This is a genomic window from Methylobacterium sp. (genome assembly GCF_019745455.1).
In the GTDB taxonomy this organism is placed as follows: domain Bacteria; phylum Pseudomonadota; class Alphaproteobacteria; order Rhizobiales; family Beijerinckiaceae; genus Methylobacterium.
Window position 1 is genome coordinate 55,609 of record NZ_JAIETD010000068.1, and the last position, 20,226, is coordinate 75,834.

At 65.6% G+C, this 20,226-nt stretch carries 21 protein-coding genes and 1 tRNA gene; 14 read left to right on the top strand and 8 right to left on the bottom strand.

Annotated features, from left to right (window positions below; genetic code table 11):
- Positions 1–23 precede the first annotated feature (23 nt).
- Positions 24–623: an NAD(P)H:quinone oxidoreductase gene (gene wrbA, locus K2Y56_RS15535; RefSeq protein ID WP_292509239.1), complete on the top strand. Its 600-nt coding sequence runs from the start codon at positions 24–26 to the stop codon at positions 621–623.
- Between the two features lie 128 nt (positions 624–751).
- Here the strand turns inward: wrbA and K2Y56_RS15540 are convergent, their stop codons facing one another.
- Positions 752–1,753 carry an L-threonylcarbamoyladenylate synthase gene (locus tag K2Y56_RS15540; protein ID WP_292509242.1) on the bottom strand — a complete coding sequence of 334 codons (1,002 nt, stop codon included), beginning with the start codon at positions 1,751–1,753 and terminating at the stop codon, positions 752–754.
- Between the two features lie 138 nt (positions 1,754–1,891).
- Between K2Y56_RS15540 and K2Y56_RS15545 the strand changes: the two genes are divergently transcribed.
- From K2Y56_RS15545 to K2Y56_RS15570, 6 genes are all read left to right on the top strand, one after another.
- On the top strand, positions 1,892–3,655 hold the full coding sequence (locus tag K2Y56_RS15545; protein WP_292509244.1) for an acyl-CoA dehydrogenase: 1,764 nt from the start codon (positions 1,892–1,894) through the stop codon (positions 3,653–3,655).
- 69 nt (positions 3,656–3,724) lie between these two features.
- Entirely contained in the window at positions 3,725–4,489 is a 765-nt protein-coding gene (locus K2Y56_RS15550) for an enoyl-CoA hydratase-related protein (protein WP_292509247.1), read from the top strand.
- Positions 4,486–5,346 carry an SDR family NAD(P)-dependent oxidoreductase gene (locus tag K2Y56_RS15555; RefSeq protein WP_292509250.1) on the top strand — a complete coding sequence of 287 codons (861 nt, stop codon included), beginning with the start codon at positions 4,486–4,488 and terminating at the stop codon, positions 5,344–5,346. Before K2Y56_RS15550 ends, K2Y56_RS15555 begins: the two co-directional genes overlap by 4 nt.
- Positions 5,343–6,203 (top strand): NAD(P)-dependent oxidoreductase, encoded by an 861-nt coding sequence (locus K2Y56_RS15560; RefSeq protein ID WP_292509252.1) that lies wholly within the window; start codon positions 5,343–5,345, stop codon positions 6,201–6,203. The genes K2Y56_RS15555 and K2Y56_RS15560 overlap by 4 nt, the downstream gene beginning before the upstream one ends.
- A gap of 13 nt (positions 6,204–6,216) precedes the next feature.
- A complete protein-coding gene (locus K2Y56_RS15565; RefSeq protein ID WP_292509256.1) occupies positions 6,217–7,221 on the top strand; it encodes a magnesium transporter CorA family protein in 1,005 nt (334 codons plus the stop codon).
- A gap of 63 nt (positions 7,222–7,284) precedes the next feature.
- Entirely contained in the window at positions 7,285–8,049 is a 765-nt protein-coding gene (locus tag K2Y56_RS15570) for an SOS response-associated peptidase (protein WP_292509259.1), read from the top strand.
- 82 nt (positions 8,050–8,131) lie between these two features.
- On the opposite strand, the gene oxlT is transcribed toward K2Y56_RS15570, so the two are convergent.
- Positions 8,132–9,439, bottom strand: a complete 1,308-nt coding sequence (gene oxlT, locus K2Y56_RS15575) for an oxalate/formate MFS antiporter (RefSeq protein WP_292509262.1) — start codon at positions 9,437–9,439, stop codon at positions 8,132–8,134.
- Positions 9,440–10,158: 719 nt separating this feature from the next.
- On the opposite strand from oxlT, the gene K2Y56_RS15580 reads away from it, so the two are divergent.
- A complete protein-coding gene (locus tag K2Y56_RS15580) occupies positions 10,159–10,326 on the top strand; it encodes a hypothetical protein (protein WP_292509265.1) in 168 nt (55 codons plus the stop codon).
- 91 nt (positions 10,327–10,417) lie between these two features.
- On the opposite strand, the gene K2Y56_RS15585 is transcribed toward K2Y56_RS15580, so the two are convergent.
- Positions 10,418–11,692 (bottom strand): RNA methyltransferase, encoded by a 1,275-nt coding sequence (locus K2Y56_RS15585; RefSeq protein ID WP_292509269.1) that lies wholly within the window; start codon positions 11,690–11,692, stop codon positions 10,418–10,420.
- Positions 11,689–12,438 (bottom strand): TlyA family RNA methyltransferase, encoded by a 750-nt coding sequence (locus K2Y56_RS15590; protein WP_292509272.1) that lies wholly within the window; start codon positions 12,436–12,438, stop codon positions 11,689–11,691. The genes K2Y56_RS15585 and K2Y56_RS15590 overlap by 4 nt, the downstream gene beginning before the upstream one ends.
- 253 nt (positions 12,439–12,691) lie before the next feature.
- On the opposite strand from K2Y56_RS15590, the gene K2Y56_RS15595 reads away from it, so the two are divergent.
- Complete coding sequence (locus K2Y56_RS15595; RefSeq protein WP_292509274.1) at positions 12,692–14,221, top strand: CHAD domain-containing protein; 1,530 nt, start codon at positions 12,692–12,694, stop codon at positions 14,219–14,221.
- Between the two features lie 4 nt (positions 14,222–14,225).
- Here the strand turns inward: K2Y56_RS15595 and rlmB are convergent, their stop codons facing one another.
- The gene (gene rlmB / locus K2Y56_RS15600) at positions 14,226–15,014 is read right to left on the bottom strand and encodes a 23S rRNA (guanosine(2251)-2'-O)-methyltransferase RlmB (RefSeq protein ID WP_292509277.1); all 789 of its coding nucleotides are present in this window, start codon (positions 15,012–15,014) and stop codon (positions 14,226–14,228) included.
- A gap of 266 nt (positions 15,015–15,280) precedes the next feature.
- Between rlmB and K2Y56_RS15605 the strand changes: the two genes are divergently transcribed.
- The 3 genes from K2Y56_RS15605 (at position 15,281) to K2Y56_RS15615 (ending at position 16,350) form a co-directional block, all read left to right on the top strand.
- A tRNA-Glu gene (locus K2Y56_RS15605) sits at positions 15,281–15,356 on the top strand.
- Positions 15,357–15,460: 104 nt separating this feature from the next.
- Entirely contained in the window at positions 15,461–15,838 is a 378-nt protein-coding gene (locus tag K2Y56_RS15610) for a hypothetical protein (protein WP_292509280.1), read from the top strand.
- A gap of 221 nt (positions 15,839–16,059) precedes the next feature.
- Positions 16,060–16,350: a hypothetical protein gene (locus K2Y56_RS15615; RefSeq protein WP_292509283.1), complete on the top strand. Its 291-nt coding sequence runs from the start codon at positions 16,060–16,062 to the stop codon at positions 16,348–16,350.
- A gap of 55 nt (positions 16,351–16,405) precedes the next feature.
- Here the strand turns inward: K2Y56_RS15615 and K2Y56_RS15620 are convergent, their stop codons facing one another.
- Entirely contained in the window at positions 16,406–16,693 is a 288-nt protein-coding gene (locus K2Y56_RS15620) for an MTH1187 family thiamine-binding protein (RefSeq protein ID WP_292509285.1), read from the bottom strand.
- A 183-nt stretch (positions 16,694–16,876) separates the two neighbouring features.
- Between K2Y56_RS15620 and K2Y56_RS15625 the strand changes: the two genes are divergently transcribed.
- Together K2Y56_RS15625 and K2Y56_RS26495 are read left to right on the top strand one after the other, a co-directional pair.
- Positions 16,877–18,832: a DUF4214 domain-containing protein gene (locus K2Y56_RS15625; protein ID WP_292509287.1), complete on the top strand. Its 1,956-nt coding sequence runs from the start codon at positions 16,877–16,879 to the stop codon at positions 18,830–18,832.
- Between the two features lie 447 nt (positions 18,833–19,279).
- Positions 19,280–19,558 carry a nucleotidyltransferase domain-containing protein gene (locus K2Y56_RS26495; protein WP_366848912.1) on the top strand — a complete coding sequence of 93 codons (279 nt, stop codon included), beginning with the start codon at positions 19,280–19,282 and terminating at the stop codon, positions 19,556–19,558.
- Positions 19,559–19,641: 83 nt separating this feature from the next.
- On the opposite strand, the gene K2Y56_RS26500 is transcribed toward K2Y56_RS26495, so the two are convergent.
- Together K2Y56_RS26500 and K2Y56_RS15635 are read right to left on the bottom strand one after the other, a co-directional pair.
- Entirely contained in the window at positions 19,642–19,914 is a 273-nt protein-coding gene (locus tag K2Y56_RS26500) for a DUF4113 domain-containing protein (RefSeq protein ID WP_366848914.1), read from the bottom strand.
- 40 nt (positions 19,915–19,954) lie between these two features.
- Positions 19,955–20,226 (bottom strand): hypothetical protein (locus tag K2Y56_RS15635; RefSeq protein WP_292509292.1); only part of this gene is annotated, 272 nt, incomplete at its 5' end.

Genomic DNA, 20,226 nt, shown 5'->3' on the forward strand with positions numbered 1-20,226 from the left:
GGTTCACCGACGGAGATCGAACGATGGCGAAGGTTCTGGTGCTGTACTACTCGTCCTGGGGTCACGTGGAGCAGATGGCCCATGCGGCGGCCGAGGGTGCTCGCGAGGCGGGAGCGGAGGTTGCGGTGAAGCGGGTGCCGGAACTGGTGCCCGAGGAGGTCGCCCGCCAGTCTCACTACAAGCTCGATCAGCAGGCGCCGATCGCCACGGTCGACGAACTCGCCGAGTACGACGCGATCATCTTCGGAACCCCGACCCGCTACGGCAACATGGCCGCGCAGATGAAGCAGTTCATCGACCAGACCGGCGGTCTCTGGATGAAGGGCGCCCTCGTCGGCAAGGTCGGCTCGGTGTTCACCTCGACCGGCAGCCAGCATGGCGGCCAGGAGACCACCCTGACGAGCTTCCACACGGTGCTTCTGCACCACGGGATGGTCATCGTGGGTCTGCCCTACTCGTTCCAGGGCCAGGGGGGAGTCGACGAGGTCAAGGGCGGCACGCCCTACGGCGCCTCGACGATCGCCGGGGGCGACGGCAGCCGCCAGCCCAGCGCGGTGGAGCTCGACGGCGCCCGCTTCCAGGGCCGCCATGTCGCGACGATCGCCGGGAAGCTCGCCGCCTGACGCGGCCAAGAAAAAAGGCTCGGATTACTCCGAGCCTAAAGGGGAAAAGGCCATTGGGGGCTGAACTGGCCTTCGTGAATGGAAAACGAGCCCGAACCGGATAGGTTGCATCCTCGCGACGAAAAATTTCAACGCGGCGCGGCGGCCCGCTCGAGCCGATCGTTGATCGCCTCGCCGAGGCCGCTGCGAGGGATCGGGACCACCGCGATGGTGGCGGCTCCAGAGGCGTCGAGCCGGCGCAGGGCCGCGAACAGCCCCGCCGCCGCCTCGGCGAGATCGCCCGAGGGACTGAGGTCGATGTCGGCCACCGCCTCCTCGACGCCCGATGGCCGGTTCTTGCCGAACAGAAGGGCTGCCTCGCCGGGCGCGATCGAGACGGCGTCGAGGCGGACGCTGGCGCGCGGGGCGTAGTGCGAGGCCAGCATTCCCGGTGAGAGCGGTCCTGCAGTTGGAACGCCCTTCGGTCCGGCAAGATGAGATCCGAGCACTTGTTCGATCGCCTCGCGGGTGACGCCCCCGGGCCGCAGTAGCCTCGGGCGCCCGCCGAGGCACGCCACCACCGTCGACTCGACCCCCACGGGGGCCGGCCCGCCATCGATGATCGCGGCGATGCGGCCGTCGAGGTCGGCCAGGACATGGGCGGCGGAGGTCGGGCTGACCCGGCCGGAGCGGTTGGCGGACGGCGCCGCCACGGGGCGCCCGAAATCGGCAAGTAGCCTGCGGGCGATCTCCGATCCCGGGATCCTGAGGGCAACGCTCGGCAGACCGGCGCGGGCAAGCTCGCAGACCGTTCCGTGCTCGCTCGCCGGCACCACGAGGGTGAGCGGCCCGGGCCAGAAAGCCTCTGCCAGGGCCAGGGCCGCCCGGTCGAACAGGCCCTCGCGCTTGGCCGCGTCGAGGTTCGCCACGTGAGCGATGAGAGGATTGAAGCGCGGCCGCTCTTTTGCGGAAAAGACCGCCGCCACCGCCCGCGCATCCGTGGCGTCGGCGCCGAGCCCGTAGACCGTCTCGGTGGGGAGGGCGACGAGCAGTCCGGCCGCGAGCAGGCGCGCACCTTCGGCGATCCCATCCCCGTCGGCAGCGAGACGGAGGGTCGCCATCCCGCCGGGGATTGACCCGAGATGGTTCATATATAAACTATCTCTCATCGTGACGGCTGGGGCCTGCAGTCGTATGGATGTGCGTCGCACGAAGGCGCGCGTCAAACATCCGCAAGGTTCCGGGCTTTAGCGGAAGCGTCGCATCGAGACGACGTGGGAGGAGATCCGATGTCCTATCGCACGCCGGTGGCCGAGATGGCCTTCACTCTGCGTCACGTGGCGGGGCTCGATGCTGGTATCGCCTCAGGCCTCTATGGCGACCTGACGGCGGAGGATGCCGAGGCGATCCTGCATGAGGCCGGCCGCGTCGCCGATTCGGTGATCGCGCCGCTCAACACGATCGGCGACAGGCACGGTACGCCGCTGAAGGACGGCGCCATCACCACGCCGCCGGGCTGGCGCGAGGCCTACCGGACCTGGACCGAGGGCGGTTGGAACGGCCTCTCTGCCGATCCCGACCATGGCGGCCAGGGCCTGCCGCTCCTTCTCAATGCCGCTTGCAACGAGATGTGGAACGCCGGCAGCCTCAGCTTCGGCCTGTGCCCGCTTCTCACCGCCGGCGGAATCGAGGCGCTCGCGCAGCACGGTTCGGCCGAGCTGAAGGACCGCTACCTCGGCAAGCTCGTCTCGGGCGAGTGGACCGCGACCATGAATCTCACCGAGCCGCAGGCCGGCTCCGACCTTTCGCTCCTGCGAAGCCGGGCCGAGCCCGCAGGGGACGGCAGCTACCGGATCACGGGCTCGAAGATCTACATCACCTACGGCGAGCATGATCTGACCGATAACATCATCCACCTCGTACTTGCCCGCCTCAAGGATGCGCCGGCCGGCACCCGTGGCATCTCGCTGTTCCTGGTGCCGAAGGTGCTGCCGGACGGGACGCGCAACGACCTTCGCTGCTCAGGCATCGAACACAAGCTCGGCATCCACGGCTCGCCGACCTGCTCGATGGCCTTCGGCGACAATGGCGGCGCCGTCGGCTGGCTGATCGGCGAGGAGAACCGCGGCCTTGCCTGCATGTTCACGATGATGAACTCGGCCCGGCTCAATGTCGGGCTGCAGGGCGTCGGAATCTCCGAGCGGGCCTACCAACAGGCGCTGGCCTATGCCCGCGACCGCCGGCAGGGCAGGGGCCCCGGCGCCACCGAGGCGAGCCCGATCGTCGCCCATGCCGACGTCCAGCGCATGCTGCTGACCATGAAGGCCTATACCGCGGCCTCCCGGGCGATCTGCTACCTCACGGCGCAGGGGCTCGACGCCGCCCATGGTCCCGAGGGCAAGGCTGGGCACGACCGGGCTTCGCTGCTGACGCCGGTGGCGAAGGCCTTCGCCACCGACATCGCCAACGAAGTCACGTCGCTCGGCGTGCAGATCCACGGCGGCATGGGCTTCGTCGAGGAGACAGGCGCCGCCCAGCACATGCGCGATGCCCGCATCCTGGCGATCTACGAAGGCACCAACGGAATCCAGGCCATCGACCTCGTCACCCGCAAGCTGCCGCTCAATGGCGGCGCCACGGTACAGGCCCAGATCGCCGGCATGCGCCGGGTCGCCGAAGCGCTGGTCAAGGAGGCCGCGCCGGCCTTCGGCACCATGGCCGCTCGCCTGCGCGCCGGGATCGAGAGCCTCGACCGGGCGACCAGCTTCCAGATGAAGGCCCTCGCCTCGAACCGGCCCGACGACGCGCTGGCCGGCGCGACGCCGTATCTGCGCCTGTTCGGCCTGGCACAGGGCGGCGCCTGCCTCGCGCAAGCCGCACTCGCCTCGAACGCCGCCCTCAAGGCCGGGGAGACAGACCCGACGCTTAACGCCCGCATCGCCTTGGCACGGTTCTTCGCCGAGAACCTGCTCACCGCCGCGAGCGGGCTTGAGGAGAGCATCATCGACGGCGGCGCCTTCACGCAGGATGCGGCTCTGGCTCTGGCGAGCTGAGGCTAGTGCAGTTCCCTCTCCCCTCTGCGGGGAGGGAACTGCGCCAGAACGACCGACCGAGAGGCATTCATGTCCGACCACGTCACCATCGAAGACCAACCCGGCGGCGTGCGGCTGATCCGGCTCACCCGGCCGGAGAAGAAGAATGCCCTGACCGGCGCGATGTACGACGCCATGAAGGCGAGCCTGGAACAGGCGGACGAATCGGGTGAGGTCGGCGCAATCGTCTTCGCCGGGGTGCCGGGCATGTTCACGGCCGGCAACGACATCGGCGACTTCGTCGCCGGAGCCCAAAAACCCTTCACCGAAGCGCCGGCCCTCCATTTCATCCGCCAGCTCGCCCGCACCACGACGCCCATGGTGGCGGCGGTGGACGGGATCGCTGTCGGCATCGGCACGACCCTGACGCTCCATTGCGACCTCGTCTATGCGAGCCCGGCAGCGCGCTTCCGGATGCCCTTCGTCGAGCTCGGCCTCGTGCCGGAGGCGGCCTCGTCCTACCTGCTGCCGCGCCGCGTCGGCCTGCTGAAGGCGACCGAGCTGCTGCTACTGTCTGAGCCCTTCGACGCCGACGAGGCGTTGCGGCTCGGGCTCCTGAATGCCGTGATCCCGAGCGAGATGCTGGTGGAGCACGCGCTGGCCAAGGCCGCTGCGCTCGCCGCACTGCCGCGCGGGTCGCTGAAGGCGTCGCGCGCGCTGATCCGGGGCGACCAGGCCGATGTCGCGGCAGCCCTCGAGGCGGAAGCGGTCGCCTTCGAGGCGCGCTTGAGGGCACCGGAGGCTCAGGCCGCCTTCATGAATTTCCTGTTGAAATCCAAGCCGTCGAGGTCATGACCGCGCCGCCGGACCTGTCCCGGAAGATCTGCCTAGTGGCGGGCGCCTCGCGCGGCGTCGGGCGCGGCATCGCCAGGGCCCTCGGAGAGGCCGGTGCCACGGTCGTCGTCACCGCCCGCTCCAGCGAGACCGGGCAGCGCACGGAAGGCCGCTCTGAATTCATCGAGGATACGGCCCGCGAGGTCGATGCCGCCGGTGGCCGCGGCCACCATTATCTCTGCGACCATACCAGCGAACGCGCCGTCGACGGGCTCGTCCACTGGATGCTGCGCCGGTTCGGTCGCATCGACGTCGCCGTGTCGAGCGTCTGGGGCGGCAACGAGGGCTATGACGGCGAACGCTATCCCGACGGCGCCGAGTGGGGCACGCCGTTCTGGCGCCGGTCCGCCGAGCCCCTGTCGGCCTATTTCGGAAGCGGCCCTTACCCCGCCTTGCTACTGGCGAGGGCCGTGGCTCCCGCGATGGTCTCGGCGAAAGCCGGGCTCCTCGCCTTCGTCTCGTTCGATACCGCAGGCGGCTATCTCGGCGACATCCACTACGATCTTGCCAAGGCCACCACCAACCGCCTTGCCTTCGACTGCGCCCAGGAACTCCGCCCCTACGGCGTCACGGCTCTCGGCCTCTCGCCCGGCTTCGTGCGCACCGAGCGCGCCCTCGCCATCGGCCATGCCGATCGCGCCACCGAGAGCCCCCTCTATGCCGGACGCGCCCTGACGGCCCTTGCCGCCGACCCGGACGTGACGGCGCAGGCCGGCCTCATCCTTCACGCGGGCGACCTTGCCGCCCGCTACGGCTTCACCGACGCGGACGGCACAACGCCGCCGCCCTTCAAGATCGATCGAGAGGACACGCCATGACCGGCAGCTTGCGCGGAAAGACCCTGTTCATCACCGGCGCCTCCCGTGGCATCGGGCTCGCCATCGGCTTGCGCGCCGCCCGCGACGGAGCCAACGTGGCGATCGCGGCGAAGACCGGCACGCCGCATCCGAAGCTTGAAGGCACCATCCATACCGCCGCCGCCGAGATCGAGGCGGCCGGCGGGCGCGCCCTGCCGCTCCTCGTCGACGTGCGCGACGAGGACAGCGTCGCCAAGGCCATCGAGACGACGGCCGCCACCTTCGGCGGCATCGACATCGTCGTGAACAATGCCAGCGCGATCTCCCTGTCGCCGACGCCTCATACCGAGATGAAGCGCTTCGACCTGATGCACCAGATCAATACGCGCGGCACCTACATGGTGTCGAAATACGCGATTCCGCATCTCGCCAAGGCCGAGAACCCGCATATCCTGATGCTGTCGCCGCCCCTCGACATGCAGGAGAAGTGGTTCGCGCCCCACCTCGCCTACACGATGGCGAAGTTCGGCATGTCGCTCTGCGTGCTCGGCCTTGCCGGCGAGTTGCGCAAGCAGGGCATCGCCGTGAATGCGCTCTGGCCGCGCACCACCATCGCCACGGCCGCCGTGAAGAACCTGCTGGGCGGAGACATGCTCATCAATGCGAGCCGCACGCCGCAGATCATCGCCGACGCCGCCTACGCACTCTTCCTGAAGCCGTCGCTTGAGATCACCGGGCAATTCCTCATCGACGACACCTTCCTCAGCGAGCAGGGTGTCACGGACTTCTCACAATACCGCGTCACACCCGGCGTCCCTCTTGCACCGGACTTCTTCGTGCCGGATGCGAGCGTACCGCCCGAAGGGGCCTTCGCCTGAGACTTAGAGCCAAGTGATCTTCATCCATCAGCCCATGGCCGGCGCCGGGCACATGCTGCTCGAGCGCCGCCCCCTCGAATTGCAGGATCCGATTCCCGACGACACCGTCTGGCTCGACATGGTCCGGCCGACCCGCGAGGAGGACCTCAAGGTCGAGGGGTTCATGAGCATCTCGGTGCCCACCCGCGAGGAGATGAAGGACATCGAGCCGTCCGAGCTCCTCTATGTCGAGGACGGCGCCCGCTACATGACGGGGCGCGTGCTCAGCAAGGTCGACGGCTCCGAGGAGCCGGGTCTCGCCGGCATCACCTTCATCCTGAAGGGCGCCCGCCTCGTCACCGTGCGCTACGAGGAGCCTCAGGCCTTCCGGATGTACACGCAGCGCGCCGGGCGGGCGACGGGCAACGGCCCTTCGGTTTCGACCTCGGGCGAGACCATCCTGGCCGGGCTCATCGAGACGGTGATCGACCGCGCCGCCGACGTACTCCAGCTCCAGGGCGAACGCATCGACCGGCTTTCGGGCAAGATCTTCGAGGAGAAGGCGGACCCGAGCGCCCGCAACACGGCCCTGCAGGACACCCTCCGGGCATTGGGGCGCCACGGCGATCTCATCTCGAAGCAGCGCGAGAGCCTGGTCTCGATGGAGCGCATACTTCTCTCGCTCTCGGCGACCTATCGCACCGCCAAGGCGCCGCGGGAGCTGCGCGAGGACGTACGCTCGACCCTGCGCGATCTTCAGTCGCTCGAGGAGCACGCGACATTCCTGTCCTCGAAGATCCAGTTCCTGCTCGACGCGACCCTCGGCCTCGTGAACCTCGAGCAGAACAACATCATCAAGCTGTTCTCGGTCATGGCGGTGGTGTTCATGCCACCGACCCTCATCGCCTCGGTCTACGGCATGAACTTCAAGGCGATGCCTGAGCTCGACTGGCGCTTCGGGTACCCGATGGCGGTGGTGATGATGGTGGTGGCCGCGGTGCTGCCCTACGTGTTCTTTCGATGGAAGAAGTGGCTTTGAGCAGGGCGACCGAAGGTTTGGGCCGCAGACATTGCGGCGACCTGACATCACCGGATTAGGCCCATGTGCGGTCGCTTCTTCATGCGCCAGGCGCCCGAGATTTTCCGCCAGTTCTACGGCTACTCGGAGCAGCCGAACTTCCCGCCGCGCTACAATGTGGCCCCGACGCAGCCCGTGGCGGTGGTCGTCTCCGAGGGCGGGGAGCCGCATTTCCGGCTCATGCGCTGGGGTTTCTGGCCCGGCTGGCTGAAGGATCCGCGTGACTTCCCCCTGATCATCAATGCCCGCAGCGAGACCATGGCGGAGAAGGCGTCGTTCCGCGGCGCGCTCCGCCACCGCCGCTGCATCCTTCTCGCCGACGACTTCTACGAATGGCGCCGCGAGGGCAGCGGCAAGGCCGCGACGCGCACGCCCTTCAAGATCGAGCGCGCCGATCGGGCGCCGATGGCGCTGGCGGGATTATGGGAGACCTGGGCGTCGCCCGACGGCTCGGAGGTCGATACCGCGGCCATCGTCACCACCGGCGCCAACGGCGTGCTTGCCGCCATCCACGACCGGATGCCGGCGGTTCTCGGGCGCGACGACGTCGCATCCTGGCTCGACACACGCAGCCTCGATTCCGGCCCGGCTGCGTCCCTGTGCCGACCCTGCCCCGAGGACTGGCTGACACTCGATCCGGTGAGTGCGCGGGTCAACGATGCCCGCCACGATGAGCCGGATCTGATCGAGCCGGTGCGGGCGCCGAACCGGAGCGCTTCCGGAATGGACGCTCCCGCGCCCGACCGGCAGCGATCGAGCGACGAGGACGCGCAGGGCGCGCTGTTCTGAGATCGAAGCGGCAACGCTGGGCTTTCGCCACGAAAAAGCCCGCCCCCGCTCTCGCGGGGACGGGCCGGTCGAGTTCGCCGGATCAGGCGTGGGCCAGCGCGGCAGCGGGAGCGGTCGAGCCGTTCTCCGCATGGTGGCGCTTGAGCATCGGCCTCAGCACCGCGATCGCAAGGAACGCCGCCAGGAGATCCATCGCCGCCACGGTGTAGAGCACCGTCGCCCAGGTGCCGGTCGCCTGCATCAGCAGGTTGCCGAGCGGCACGAACAGCGCGGCCACACCCTTGGCGCAGTAGAGCACGCCGTAGATCTTGCCGATATGAGCCGAACCGAAGGTGTCCGCCGCCGTGGCGCTGAAGAGGGAGTAGACCTCGCCCCAGGCCAGGAACACGATGCCGGACAGGATGATGAAGGCCCAAGGGTTCGAGCCGAAGTAGCCGAGCGCAACGATGCCGATGCCTTCCATCGTGAAGGCGATGAACATCGTCTTCTCGCGGCCGATCCGGTCAGAGATGAAGCCGAACAGGGGGCGCGAGACACCGTTGAGGATGCGGTCGAGCATCAGCGCGAAGGGCAGGGCCGCCATGGCGAAGAAGTACAGATTGACCTTGAACTCCTTCACGCCGAGGTCCTGTGCGATCACGCCAAGCTGCGCCACCGCCATGAGGCCGCCGGTGACCGTGCAGGTGAACATCAAGAGCATGACCCAGAAGACCGGGGTGCGCAGCGCCTCGCTCAAGGTGTAGTCGCGGCGGGACTGAAGCACCTTGCTCGAGAAGGTCACCTCGCCCTTGCCCGGACCACGCAGGCCGAGCGCGGCCAGGAAGATCACCGCACCCTGGATCAGGCCGAAGTAGAAGAAGGCCTGAGTGTAGCTGCCAGCCGCGATCATGTTGGCGATCGGGATGATGGTGAGGGCCGAGCCCGCACCATAGGCGCCTGCCGTGAGGCCGACGGCGAGGCCGCGCTTGTCCGGGAACCACTTGAGCGCGTTGTTGACGCAGGTGGCGTACACGCAGCCGACGCCGATGCCGCCCGCGACCGAGCCGAGATAGAAGCCGGACAGCGACGTCGCGTAGGAATTGATGACCCAGGCGAGCCCGGTCATGATACCGCCGAACATCACGACGCGGGTCGGGCCGTACTTATCGATGAAGTAGCCTTCGATTGGTGTCAGCCAGGTCTGGACGATGACGAAGATCGTGAAGGCGACCTGGATCGCGGCGCGATCCCAGCCGAAGGTCTTCTGGATTTCCGGGACGAAGAGGGTCCAGGAATATTGGATGTTGGCCGCAGCGACCATGCAGACCACGCCGAGGATCAGCTGCAGCCAGCGCCCCGAATTCGATCTCGCTGCTGTTTCCGTTGCTGGTATGGGCGTGGACAAAGCCATGGCGTTTCCCCTCTCGTTATGCACCGGCCCTCGGACGGTCTGGCGTGGGCGTCAATGTGCCCGCCGATGCGTTGTGATCACAGTCGCCGTGCATCCCGAACCGGGATCTGCCCGCCGATCTGGTATTCAGTATTTGGTATATCAGCCGCGGGATCAAGCAAGATAATGCGGCAACGCTCGGAAAAACGTGGAGACCCGTGCGTTACCTCATCCCCGTCACTCGAATCCGGGGCTGTGGCCGGCTGCTTGGACGCCCTAACTCGATGCTCCCACCGCTGCGTCGGGTCGTTTTCCCCCGCCCCTCCTCGTCGCTGGGAGACCGCGTGTATGCAAGCTGCCCGATACGGCCTGCGGTAGTCTTAAGCCGTTCTGGGTTCTTGCTAATCGCCCATATCGTCTTCCCGTGACTGGTTATAGCGCCTCGACTGGAAGGCAGGGCCTGAAGGACTTGACGGTCCATGGATGATGCAGTGCGGTCTGAACGTGCGGCGAGGAGCGCCGGAAAGGCACTCCAGCCATCCGGAAGAAACCGGAGACATGCACCATCGTGCATTATTTCCGGGTCGAGCCCTGCGATGAAGGAAGCTGCACTGCGCAAACTGAGGCTCAGCGTCGCAATGCATGCATGGCCTGCATGTGCGCAATGTGGAATTTGATATACCAGAACAGATGGTGCGATGCGATATTCCCTCCATAGCAATGGGTTTGAGGAACTTTCCATGATCGCCCTGTTCGTCATCGGTCTCGCTGCCGCCGCCGTCGGTCCCGCGCTCACGATCTTCCTCGATCGTAATGAAACCGTCGCAGCAGGATCCGGCATCGGTTCCGCGGGAATGCTCGTCGCCGTGAACGACAACGGCGCATCGGTTGCCAGCCGCGCTGCCTGATCCACGATCACAATCACGCGCTTCCGACCCGCCACGGCTGCCGTGGCGGGTTTTTTCATGGAGGCAGCTCTTCGGCCTTCGCGGGTCTGGTTCAACGGCCGATTCTGCTGACCGTTCTCAGGCCCGTGGGACCGCGCCGTGTGCGCTCGCGGCGAAAGATTCCGACGAGCTCGACATGGCTCGACCATGCGAACTGATCGACCGGAGTCACCCGCTCCAGGACATAGCCGCCAGCGATCAGGGTTGCGGCATCGCGGGAGAACGTGCCGGCATCACAGGCGACACCGACCACGAGGGGAACCTTCGATTCGGCGAGCCGAGACGCCTGTGCCTGCGCGCCGGCGCGAGGCGGATCGAACACGACGGCATCATAGGCGTCGAGTTCAATGGGCAAAAGCGGACGCCGGAACAGATCGCGGCGTTCGGTCGAGATCCGGCGTAGACCCGGTGTGGCCCTGTAGGCTCTGTCGAGGCTCGCCAGGGCGACAGCTTCGCCTTCGACCGCATGGACGTCGCAGGACCGCGCGATGGCAAGGCTGAATGGACCGCTGCCCGCAAACAGGTCGGCCACGCGCTTCGTCTTCTTGTCCATCGCTGCCGCGACGAGATCGGCGAGGATGGCCTCCCCGGCCGCGGTCGCCTGCAGGAACCCGCCTGCCGGCGGCACCCAGGCCTCGGCCCTTGCGGGCAGCCGCGGTGCCCGGCGCTCGACAACGACGTCACCGTGGAGCGAGAGACGAGCGAGGTCGAGTTCGCCAGCGAGGCGGACGAGAGCAGCGCGGACGCCCTCGCCGATGGGTCCATGCCCGCGCACGTCCACGTCGAGGCCTCCCCCGGTCTCCGTCACAGCGACGTCGAGAGGCTTTCGGCCGTGGCCGAGAGGGGCGCTGAGCGCAACCGCGACCGCAGGCGCCCGGTGAAGGGCCGGCACCGTGATCGGACAATGGTCGATCGCAACGAGATCGTGGCTGCGCGCTGCCATCAATCCGGCCCTTGCGGCGCCTTCGATCGTGCGGACATGCAGAGTGATGCGGCGGCGCCCCTCGCCATGAGCACCGATCATCGCTTTGGGAACGACGCCGATGCCGGCCTGCGACAGAGCGGTTTCGACGAGGCCGCGTTTCCAGGCGGCATAGGGTTCGGGGGCAAGATGCTGCACCGCGCAGCCGCCGCAGGTCCCGAAGTACTGGCAGAAAGGCTCGGCCCGATCGGGCGAGGGCCTTTCGACCGAGATGAGGTGGCCGCGATTGCCCTCGCGCCTGACGGTCACCGTCTCGCTGGGCAGCGCGAAGGCGACGGCGGTGCCATCCGACGCCAGTCCGTCGCCCCGGGCTCCGAGGCGTGCGATCTCCAGAGTCTCGGTCATCGGACTCCATCCAGGCGGGCACCGACGAGAAACTCGCGGTTGCCGTCGCCGCCCTCGATGGGGGAGGCGATGAGGCCGAGGATGGTGAAGCCGAGGCCGAGGAGCGTCGCCTCGACCGCTTCGCAAACCTCCACGTGAACCGCCGAATCGCGAACGATGCCGCCGCGCCCGACCCGCTCTCTCCCGGCCTCGAATTGCGGTTTGATCAAAACGACGAGTTCTGCTCCCGATTCCATCAGCGGCACCATGGTGGGAAGGATGAGCCTTAGGGCGATGAAGCTGACGTCGACAGACACCAAGGAACACCCAACCGGGATCATGCTGCGGTCGAGGCTGCGAATATCGGTGCCCTCCAGGCTCGTCACCCTAGCATGCCCGCGGAGAGAGGCATGAAGCTGATCCCGTCCGACATCGACGGCATGGACATGGGCGGCACCGCGCTCCAGCAGGGCGTCGGTGAACCCGCCGGTGGACGCGCCGACATCAAGGCAGATGCGGCCGGCTGGATCAAAGCCGAAGGCATCCAGCGCCGCCGCGAGCTTGACCCCGCCTCGGGAGACATACGGATGAGGCTGGGCCGCCTCGATGCGAACACGCGGGTCGAGACGATCGGAGGACCGGAGCACCGGCCGGTCGTCGGCGCGTACGAGCCCTGCGGCGATGGCCGCCTGCGCCCGCGCCCGGCTATCGAAAAGCCCTCTCTCCACCAGCAGGCGGTCGGCACGCGGCCGATCCTCACTCGTCACGTCTCGCGTCCCATGGTCTCGACTGTCGGCCAGCAGCTACGGGATTTAGCCGGTTTGTCCAAGGGGACCCGCCTCCATCCGTCCACGCCCAGAGGTCTGACGAGGCGAGGCTAGCTATGTTAGCCTTCGACGCTCAGAGCCCGGAACGGGCATCGATACTGTCGCCGCACGGGCACCGTTCGAATTGGGCCGGGTTGTGCGTTAGTGGCCGGAGGGTGACCTCCCATCTCGGCATCAGGAGACTGCAGACGCCATGACAGCCCCCCGCGAAATCGAGCTGAAGCTGGAAACCAGCCTGCACGAGATGGCCGACCTGACCAGTCATCCGCTTCTCGAAGGAGACGGGACCGGGAGCAAGACGGTCCTGAGCGCCACCTATTTCGACACGGCCGGGAGGGACCTCCTCGGACAAGGCCTGGTTCTGCGCGTACGCCGGGACGGTGATCGGCATTGCCAGACCCTCAAGGCCGTCGCCGCCGGCGCCGGCCTCTTCGATCGCTCGGAATGGGAGAGCCCCGTCGAGGGTCCGGAGCCGGACAGCGACGCACTCGCCGCTACGCCCGCCGCCGCAATCCTGAAGACGGCAAAGTCGCCAGATCTCACCGCGCTGTTCACGACCGTCGTCGAGCGTACGACGCGGCCGGTCCGCTACGGCAGTTCGCAGATCTCGGCGACCCTCGACCAGGGCCGGGTCGAGACGACGAGCGGAGACGCACCCCTTTGCGAACTCGAACTCGAACTCGTCGAGGGGGAAGCCGCCGACCTGTTCGGCCTTGCCCAGGCTTTAGGTGAGACGGCGCCGTTGCGACTCGGAGCCTTGTCCAAGAGCGCGCGTGGCTTGGCGCTGCTCGATGGTACCCTCCGCCGGTCCAGCAAGGCCGGAGCGGTGAAACTCGATGATGGCGCCGACGCAGGCAATGCCTTCAAGGCGATCGCGCAGGCGTGCCTTCGCCACCTGCGCCTCAACGAGGACGTCTTCCTTCACGGCCGCGATCCGGAGGCTCTCCATCAAATACGGGTCGCACTGCGCCGCCTTCGCTCGGCATTCACCCTGTTCAAGGGGATGCTTGCCGACGATCCGGCCGCCGCTCATCTTAGGGCCGAGATAAAGCGCGTCTCCGAGCCGTTCGGCCAAGCGCGCAACCTGGATGTCTTCTTGAGCGTCACCCTGCCCGCCGAGATCGAACGCAGGCCGGAGGAGCCCAGTCTCGTAGCTCTCCGCGATAGCCTCGAGGCGGAGCGCCTGCGCGCCTACGAAACAGTGCTGACGATCCTCGAATCACCCGCCTGGCGCAGCCTGCTCCTGGATCTCGCGGCTTGGATCGAGACCGGTCCTTGGCGCGGCGAAGGCACAGCAAGCCGCGAGTCGGCCAGGGACTTCGCCGCTGCCATTCTGGAAAAGGCGCGACGCCGCATTCGCAAGCGCGGACGCCACCTAGACCGACTCGATGCGGAGGCGCGCCATCGCGTCCGCATCGAGGCAAAGAAGCTTCGCTACGGCGCCGAGTTCTTCGCCTCCCTCTTCGCTGACAAGAAGCTGCACAAGCGCCACAAGGCCTTTGTCTCCGCACTGTCCGACCTGCAGGACCATCTCGGCGCGCTCAACGATCTCGCCACCGCCCACAGCGTCGTCTCGAACCTTGTCGGTTCTCAGGCCGGCGGAGAAGCTCTGTTCGGCGCAGGCCTGACTGCGGCTGACGGCGATGCCGGCGCCGCGAAACTTCTGAGGGCGGCGGCCGATGCGCATGAGGAGCTCCTCGAAGTCAAACCGTTCTGGCGGTGACCCGTCAGGCTCCTTGGCGAGGGCTTAGAGCGTAAAGGGTGATCGCCGCCGCGTTCGAGACGTTGAGGCTGCGGATCTCGCCGCTGAAGGGGATGCGGGCGAGGACGTCGCAGCACTCGCGCGTCCGCTGGCGCAAGCCCTTTCCCTCGGCTCCGAGCACGATCACCGCCGGCCGCCGGGGCCTAACCACATCAAGGGTCGTCTCGCCCTCGGAATCGAGTCCGATCCTCGTGAAACCGCGCTTGCCGAGGTCGATCAGCGATTCGGCGAGGTTGCGCACCACAACCAACGGCACGTGCTCAAGCCCACCGGAGGCCGATTTCGCCAGCACGCCGGTGGCGTTCGGGGAATGCCGGGCCGTGGTGATGATGCCGGCGACCCCGAAGGCGGCGGCCGTGCGCACGATCGCGCCAACATTGTGCGGGTCGGTGATCTGGTCGAGGGCCAGGAGCAGCGCGTCGTCGGGCAAATCGTCCAGGTCAGAGCCGGGGAGGGGGTCGGCCTCGAGATAGAGCCCCTGATGGACGGCATCGACCCCGAGCAGCGCGTTGATGGCACTCGGCCGGACCAGTTCCGGCACGATGCGCAAGGTGCCGATCTCGCTTGTGAGCCGCGCCAGCGCATTCTCGGTCACAAGAAGTCGGTGAAGCTTGCGCCCCCCATTCGCCAGCGCCTGTGAGACCGGGTGCCAGCCATAAAGGACGATAAGGTCCTCGCCAGGACCGCTCGGCCGGAACCTGTCACCGCCTCCCTTCTTGTGCCAAGCCCTTCCCGAGGTTGGCTTGCCAGACACCCCTTTGCCCACCCATGGCCGCGCGGATGACGTTTTCGAAGGCCGGGTCTTCTTGAAGGGCACTTTAGGCGCCGGAGGGTCGTCGCTCTGCATCGTCATGGGCATGGTCCGTTTCAAACCCGCGACAAACCGGCCCACGCATCGTTCGTCAAGCCACCCGACACCGAGCGCCGCCTGCCGGCCCGAGATGTCGCTTCGCCATGATGCGCACGACAGGGCGTTGCGCCACGACAGGAACCCCCCTATAGAACCATCGCCCGACCCAAGCGCCCTTCGTCTAGCGGTCCAGGACGTCGCCCTTTCACGGCGAAAACACGGGTTCGATTCCCGTAGGGCGCGCCAACGGTTTAAAGCACTTAGCTCTGATTTTGCTTGGGTCTCACAGAGTTGTGTTACACAGCGAACGTCCGCTCGCACTACCACACAGTGATGTAGGCTCCGCCGTCATGCGGCATGTCATCATCGTGCTGCTCACGATCTTCACCGTCGCAGGCGCAAGAGCCGAGCCGGCATCGACCCTTGATGGCATGTGGCAGCTCCTCGGCTCCTGCGCCCGCTCTGTCGGCGGGCCTGCAGCGTCGGCAGGTTCAGAAGTGACTGTCCTTTTCAGCATCAAGCGAGACGGCAGCCTTCAGGGACAGCCGAGGATCACTCACTCGAAACTGATGGGTGATGAAGCCGCTCAGAAAGAGTTTCTGTCCGCCGCGCTCGGCGGCATCGCCCGCTGCTTTCCGCTTTCGATCACAGATGGCCTTGGAGGTGCTGTTGCGGGCCGTCCACTACGCCTGCGAGTCATGAATCGGCCGCGACAGCGTGGGGCATGATCTGTTGCTGCCATCGATTGGGCCTATCCCGATCGCGCCCTTGGTAGCGGCGGCTCCTGTTGTGTCGGCCAAGTCATAACCGCTTAACCAGGATCCCCTACCCGATCCGGCCGACTTCAGCCGCCGGATCGCATGTCAGCTTCACTCGCCTTCTCAATCGAGCATCCCGACATCGCAGCCTGGCGACAGGGCTTCATGACCTTGAAGCCGAGCACATCGCCATGTCCCGGTCTTCCGGCCCGAAGTGGCAGGCCGTTCATGCCGCCGCAGGAGAGTTCCTGGATCACTATGCGACAGAGGCGGCCGGCTACGGCTGGACGACGCTGCAGCTCTTTGGTGTTCACCCCTTCCTCGGCGTCGTCCGCTCGGACTATTGCGGTGCTCTCGTGCTCAGCGGCGAGAAGCCGTCGGGCGTCGAGCCAGACCGCATCCTGTTCCAGCGGACCCACTACCGCCGCGGAGTACCGGGCGTGCCGACCGGCAGCGTGCCGCTCTGGTCGTTCAAGGACTGACGGAGCCACACAAAACAGTTTCCTACATAGCTCCATTGATCAAGGTAACGGATGTTTATGACACCGCGGTAAGCTTATCCGCCATGGTTTGGATTTTGTCTCGCCGCGATGAAAATACCATTGTAAAAAATACTCGCTGAATACCTAAATCGTTCAGCCTCGCTTCACATAACTCAATAAGCTGGCAAATATCGCTCAGCTCTCCTTCTATATTTGTGCCGTTGGCGTGCATCTCTGCATTGAGGTGGCTTGCATCAATGATCGTCTTGATTTCCTTCACGTAAGAGGAAACAGACGGGCCGACCCCCATAGGCACGATGCATAGATCCGCGACGACATTCATGAGTGTCACTTCCTTATGTAACAGGATGGTCCTAACACTGCCTACATTCGGTCGTAGAAGCGAACCGTTAAACTGTCCGTGCGAACCGGGGCGACAAATCTTGGATTCGGGCGCCGCGCTGTGAATGTTTATTCTTTTTCAACGACACCGATGACAGCGTTCGACCAGCGCTGAGGAGTGGTGATGGCAGCATACGCATTAGAAGGTCCGCGCTGGGGAAGCGGGCCGGCTGGAACCGGCGCAACCATCTCGTGGGCACTCGACGGCACTGTTCCATCCCCATTCCTGAGCCAGATCAAGGCAGCCTTCGCGACCTGGTCGTCCTATGCAAACCTTACTTTCCAGCAGGTGGTCTCGACGGCAAGCGCCAATATCGGGTTCAGCAACAGCTACATCGATGGCTTAAACAACGTCTTGGGACAGGCGGCGTACCGATATTCTGGGCAGAGTTTCACCTCCGCCAAGGTGACCTTCGATAGCGGCGAGGGGTGGCGCACGGTCGGTAGCGAGATCCGCAGCAATTCCGGAGTCAACCTCTATATCGTTGCCCTGCACGAAATCGGGCACGCAGTCGGCCTCGACCACTACAACGAGGCGCCCGCGCTGATGAATGCCTATTTAAGTTCGTCGCTGAACAAGCTCGAAGCTTCAGACATCGCAGGCATTCAAGCACTTTACGGAACGCCTACGCAGACCCTCGGCTTGCCCGCGCCGGTCGCAAAATCCGATGGCTATGCGGCGCTTGTCGGACAGACCTTGTCCAGCCTCGGTACCGGCGTGCTCGCAAACGACAGCGTGCCCAACGGGGCGGCGCTTTCAGTCACGGCTGTCAACAGCGCCGCCGGCAATGTCGGCAAGGCCGTCTTGGGAAGCTACGGAACTCTGACGCTCAACGCCACCGGTGCGTTCTCCTACACGCCCGGCTCGCTCGTCGGCGCATCGACAGGCAGCCACCTTGTCGATCATTTCACCTACACGACGACGGCGAACGGCCTGACAGCAACGGCCAGTCTCGACATCACCCTGGATCGACTGCCGGTGGTCGCTGCGTCATCGGCTATCCTGGTGAAAGGCCTTGGAGCAAACCTCACGGTTGACGCGAGTCGCGGCGTCCTTGCGGGGGCCGTCGACCCTGACGGAGACAAACTGGTCGTCAACTCATTTGGTCCGATCGGTACGCCTGCGGGTCAGAGCGTAGCCGGCCAATATGGAACGCTGACACTGAAGGCCGATGGTAGTTACAGCTATGCGCTAACCGGTCATGGACCGACCGCCGCGCAAGCCAATGACGTCTTCACATTCCGGGTCTGGGACGGCCATGGTGGCCTGACATCCGCCAATCTCGACATCACGATTGCAAGCGCTGCGGTCGCGAATGCGTCGCGGTTCGGCAGCTTCGTGCATGATGCAACGGGAGTCGGCGGCAAGATCTACGCCCTCTACGATGGCATCCTCGGACGTCCTGCCGATCCACTCGGCCTTGCAGCTTGGACGAATGCCGTCGATCACGGACTCTCGGTCAAGGACGTCGCGCGGCAATTTCTCGGTTCGCCCGAGGGACAGGCCAGGGCTGGCGCGCTCGACAACGCGGCCTTCGTTGAGCAGCTTTACTCCTCGACGCTGCATCGCCATTCCGAGCCGGCCGGTCTCGCGAGTTGGACAGCGGCCCTCGCACAGGGAGTGGAGCGTTCGGACGTGGCAGTCAGCTTCGCGCTATCACCGGAGCACCTTGCCAATCTCAAGGCAACCTTCAGCGCAGGCGTCTTCGTCCCCGACGCGAGTGCGGCTTCGGCAGCGCGCCTGTATCACGGCGTCCTCGGGCGTGCCCCAGACGCCGCAGGCCTTGTGGCTGCGACGAGTGCGATCGAGGCGGGCACGCCCGTGGCTGCTCTGGCGCAGCAATTCCTTGCCTCTCCCGAAGCGCAGGCGAAATTCGCTGGCATCGACGATGCTCGGTTCGTGGCGGGACTGTACGGAAACGCGCTCGGTCGGCCTGTCGACGCGGCGGGCCTCCAGCACTGGGTGGGGATGCTACAGCAGGGGACCTCACGCGCTGAGGTGGCCACCTTCGTGTCGGAGAGCTACGAGGCGCAGGTGCACCTCGTCGGCCGGATTGAAACGGGATGGGACCTCATCTGAGATCGAGTTTCTGTTCGCATCATCCCGTGACTTTTGCTCCGACCTCGCGATCTGATGTTGCCGTTTTGCGATTGATGTTCACGCTGCCGTGTCGGTCGGCCCGTTCGCCGTAGGCACGATGGCGAGCCCGATTTGAAGCCTGCCGCGGTGCGCTCTGCAATCCAACTGGCTAGACCCGGGAAGGCGTGACGATGATGCCAAGCCTAGATACGCAAGATTGGTGACCACCTCCTCACTGGCGAGACCGCCAAGCGGGGCGCCTCATGGGTAAACCACCACCAGGTAGCTGCGCCCTAGGTCAGGAGGGTATTAGAGCGGCCAGGTCTCCATCCAGCGCGTCATGTTTGCGGTCTGTTATGCCGTGCGGCGTCGCGCGATGTTCTGCATAGAGCACTATGGGGCTGTAGGTGGGCCTGACGGATGACCAATTCCGGTTGATCGCCCATTTTGGCAGCCGCCATTCCTCGCCTTCAAGCTGTCCGCCTGTTCGGTAGCCATTGGGCGGGCACAAATCGGCAGGGCAGTGATGTTGATCTTGCCGTCACGGTTTCTGACGAAGCATCAGAGCCAGGTCGGTATTCCTACTCTGACGAAAGTGATCAATGGCAAGATACCCTATCGGATCGTCCGGGCCTTGAAGTGCACCTGCATATTTATGAGCCTGGATCCGATCGAGTGCCGCTGCGCGCTAGCGAGGCGGGGCGTATTCCCGTCTGGCGCAGATAAGCAGATGCGAAATCTCGCGCTCGCCATGATTTAGGGCTGCCGGTCCGCAACAGTTTGGCCAGCACGGTTCAGCCTCATGCCTGTCAGGCTCGCTCTGTCGGCGGTTTAGTGATCTGCGTCATGCGGCGCCGCGTGAGCATCTCGAATTTCGCCGACCATGTTCGCTTGACCATGAGTCCGGCCCGAGCCGGCACCACACTGCCGCGGCCGAAACGAGTGTTACAGGTATCCATGGCCACCATCAGCGGCTTGGCTTTGGACCGATCGCTCGGCTGCAGCGCGCATGCTCGACTCAGCAGCTCGCTCCCTTTTCGTGTCGCACGAAACAAAGCCCTCGCTCTCGGGAGGGTACCCATTCGGCTGAATGGGCAACAGGGGCGATGCCTCCGCGTGACCTCAAGTACAAGCTCGGGTCACCCCATTGGAGATATCCCGCGGCCCTTGCAGGCTAATGTATTCGAGCAGAATATCTGGCGCAGTAATCCTCGCGAACGAGGCCTGGAACGACCGCGGAATCAGTTGGATCATGTCCAAGAGTTTGGGGCAGCGCTTGCGGGAGCAGGACGCCGAACGCAAGCGGATCGGTCTGGAGGGGTCGTGTCCGTCAATGAGGTGGAAATTCGGGGTGGAGTTGGAGCGGCCATCGGTCAGGCGGCCTGAGGTGGAAT

Bases quoted from the DNA above. Each gene is read 5' to 3' on its own strand.
- wrbA (WP_292509239.1), top strand. From the start codon at position 24: ATGGCGAAGGTTCTGGTGCTGTACTACTCGTCCTGGGGTCACGTGGAG.
- K2Y56_RS15540 (WP_292509242.1), bottom strand. From the start codon at position 1,753: ATGAACCATCTCGGGTCAATCCCCGGCGGGATGGCGACCCTCCGTCTC.
- K2Y56_RS15545 (WP_292509244.1), top strand. From the start codon at position 1,892: ATGTCCTATCGCACGCCGGTGGCCGAGATGGCCTTCACTCTGCGTCAC.
- K2Y56_RS15550 (WP_292509247.1), top strand. From the start codon at position 3,725: ATGTCCGACCACGTCACCATCGAAGACCAACCCGGCGGCGTGCGGCTG.
- K2Y56_RS15555 (WP_292509250.1), top strand. From the start codon at position 4,486: ATGACCGCGCCGCCGGACCTGTCCCGGAAGATCTGCCTAGTGGCGGGC.
- K2Y56_RS15560 (WP_292509252.1), top strand. From the start codon at position 5,343: ATGACCGGCAGCTTGCGCGGAAAGACCCTGTTCATCACCGGCGCCTCC.
- K2Y56_RS15570 (WP_292509259.1), top strand. From the start codon at position 7,285: ATGTGCGGTCGCTTCTTCATGCGCCAGGCGCCCGAGATTTTCCGCCAG.
- oxlT (WP_292509262.1), bottom strand. From the start codon at position 9,439: ATGGCTTTGTCCACGCCCATACCAGCAACGGAAACAGCAGCGAGATCG.
- K2Y56_RS15580 (WP_292509265.1), top strand. From the start codon at position 10,159: ATGATCGCCCTGTTCGTCATCGGTCTCGCTGCCGCCGCCGTCGGTCCC.
- K2Y56_RS15585 (WP_292509269.1), bottom strand. From the start codon at position 11,692: ATGACCGAGACTCTGGAGATCGCACGCCTCGGAGCCCGGGGCGACGGA.
- K2Y56_RS15595 (WP_292509274.1), top strand. From the start codon at position 12,692: ATGACAGCCCCCCGCGAAATCGAGCTGAAGCTGGAAACCAGCCTGCAC.
- K2Y56_RS15610 (WP_292509280.1), top strand. From the start codon at position 15,461: ATGCGGCATGTCATCATCGTGCTGCTCACGATCTTCACCGTCGCAGGC.
- K2Y56_RS15615 (WP_292509283.1), top strand. From the start codon at position 16,060: ATGTCCCGGTCTTCCGGCCCGAAGTGGCAGGCCGTTCATGCCGCCGCA.
- K2Y56_RS15620 (WP_292509285.1), bottom strand. From the start codon at position 16,693: ATGAATGTCGTCGCGGATCTATGCATCGTGCCTATGGGGGTCGGCCCG.
- K2Y56_RS15625 (WP_292509287.1), top strand. From the start codon at position 16,877: ATGGCAGCATACGCATTAGAAGGTCCGCGCTGGGGAAGCGGGCCGGCT.
- K2Y56_RS26500 (WP_366848914.1), bottom strand. From the start codon at position 19,914: ATGGGTACCCTCCCGAGAGCGAGGGCTTTGTTTCGTGCGACACGAAAA.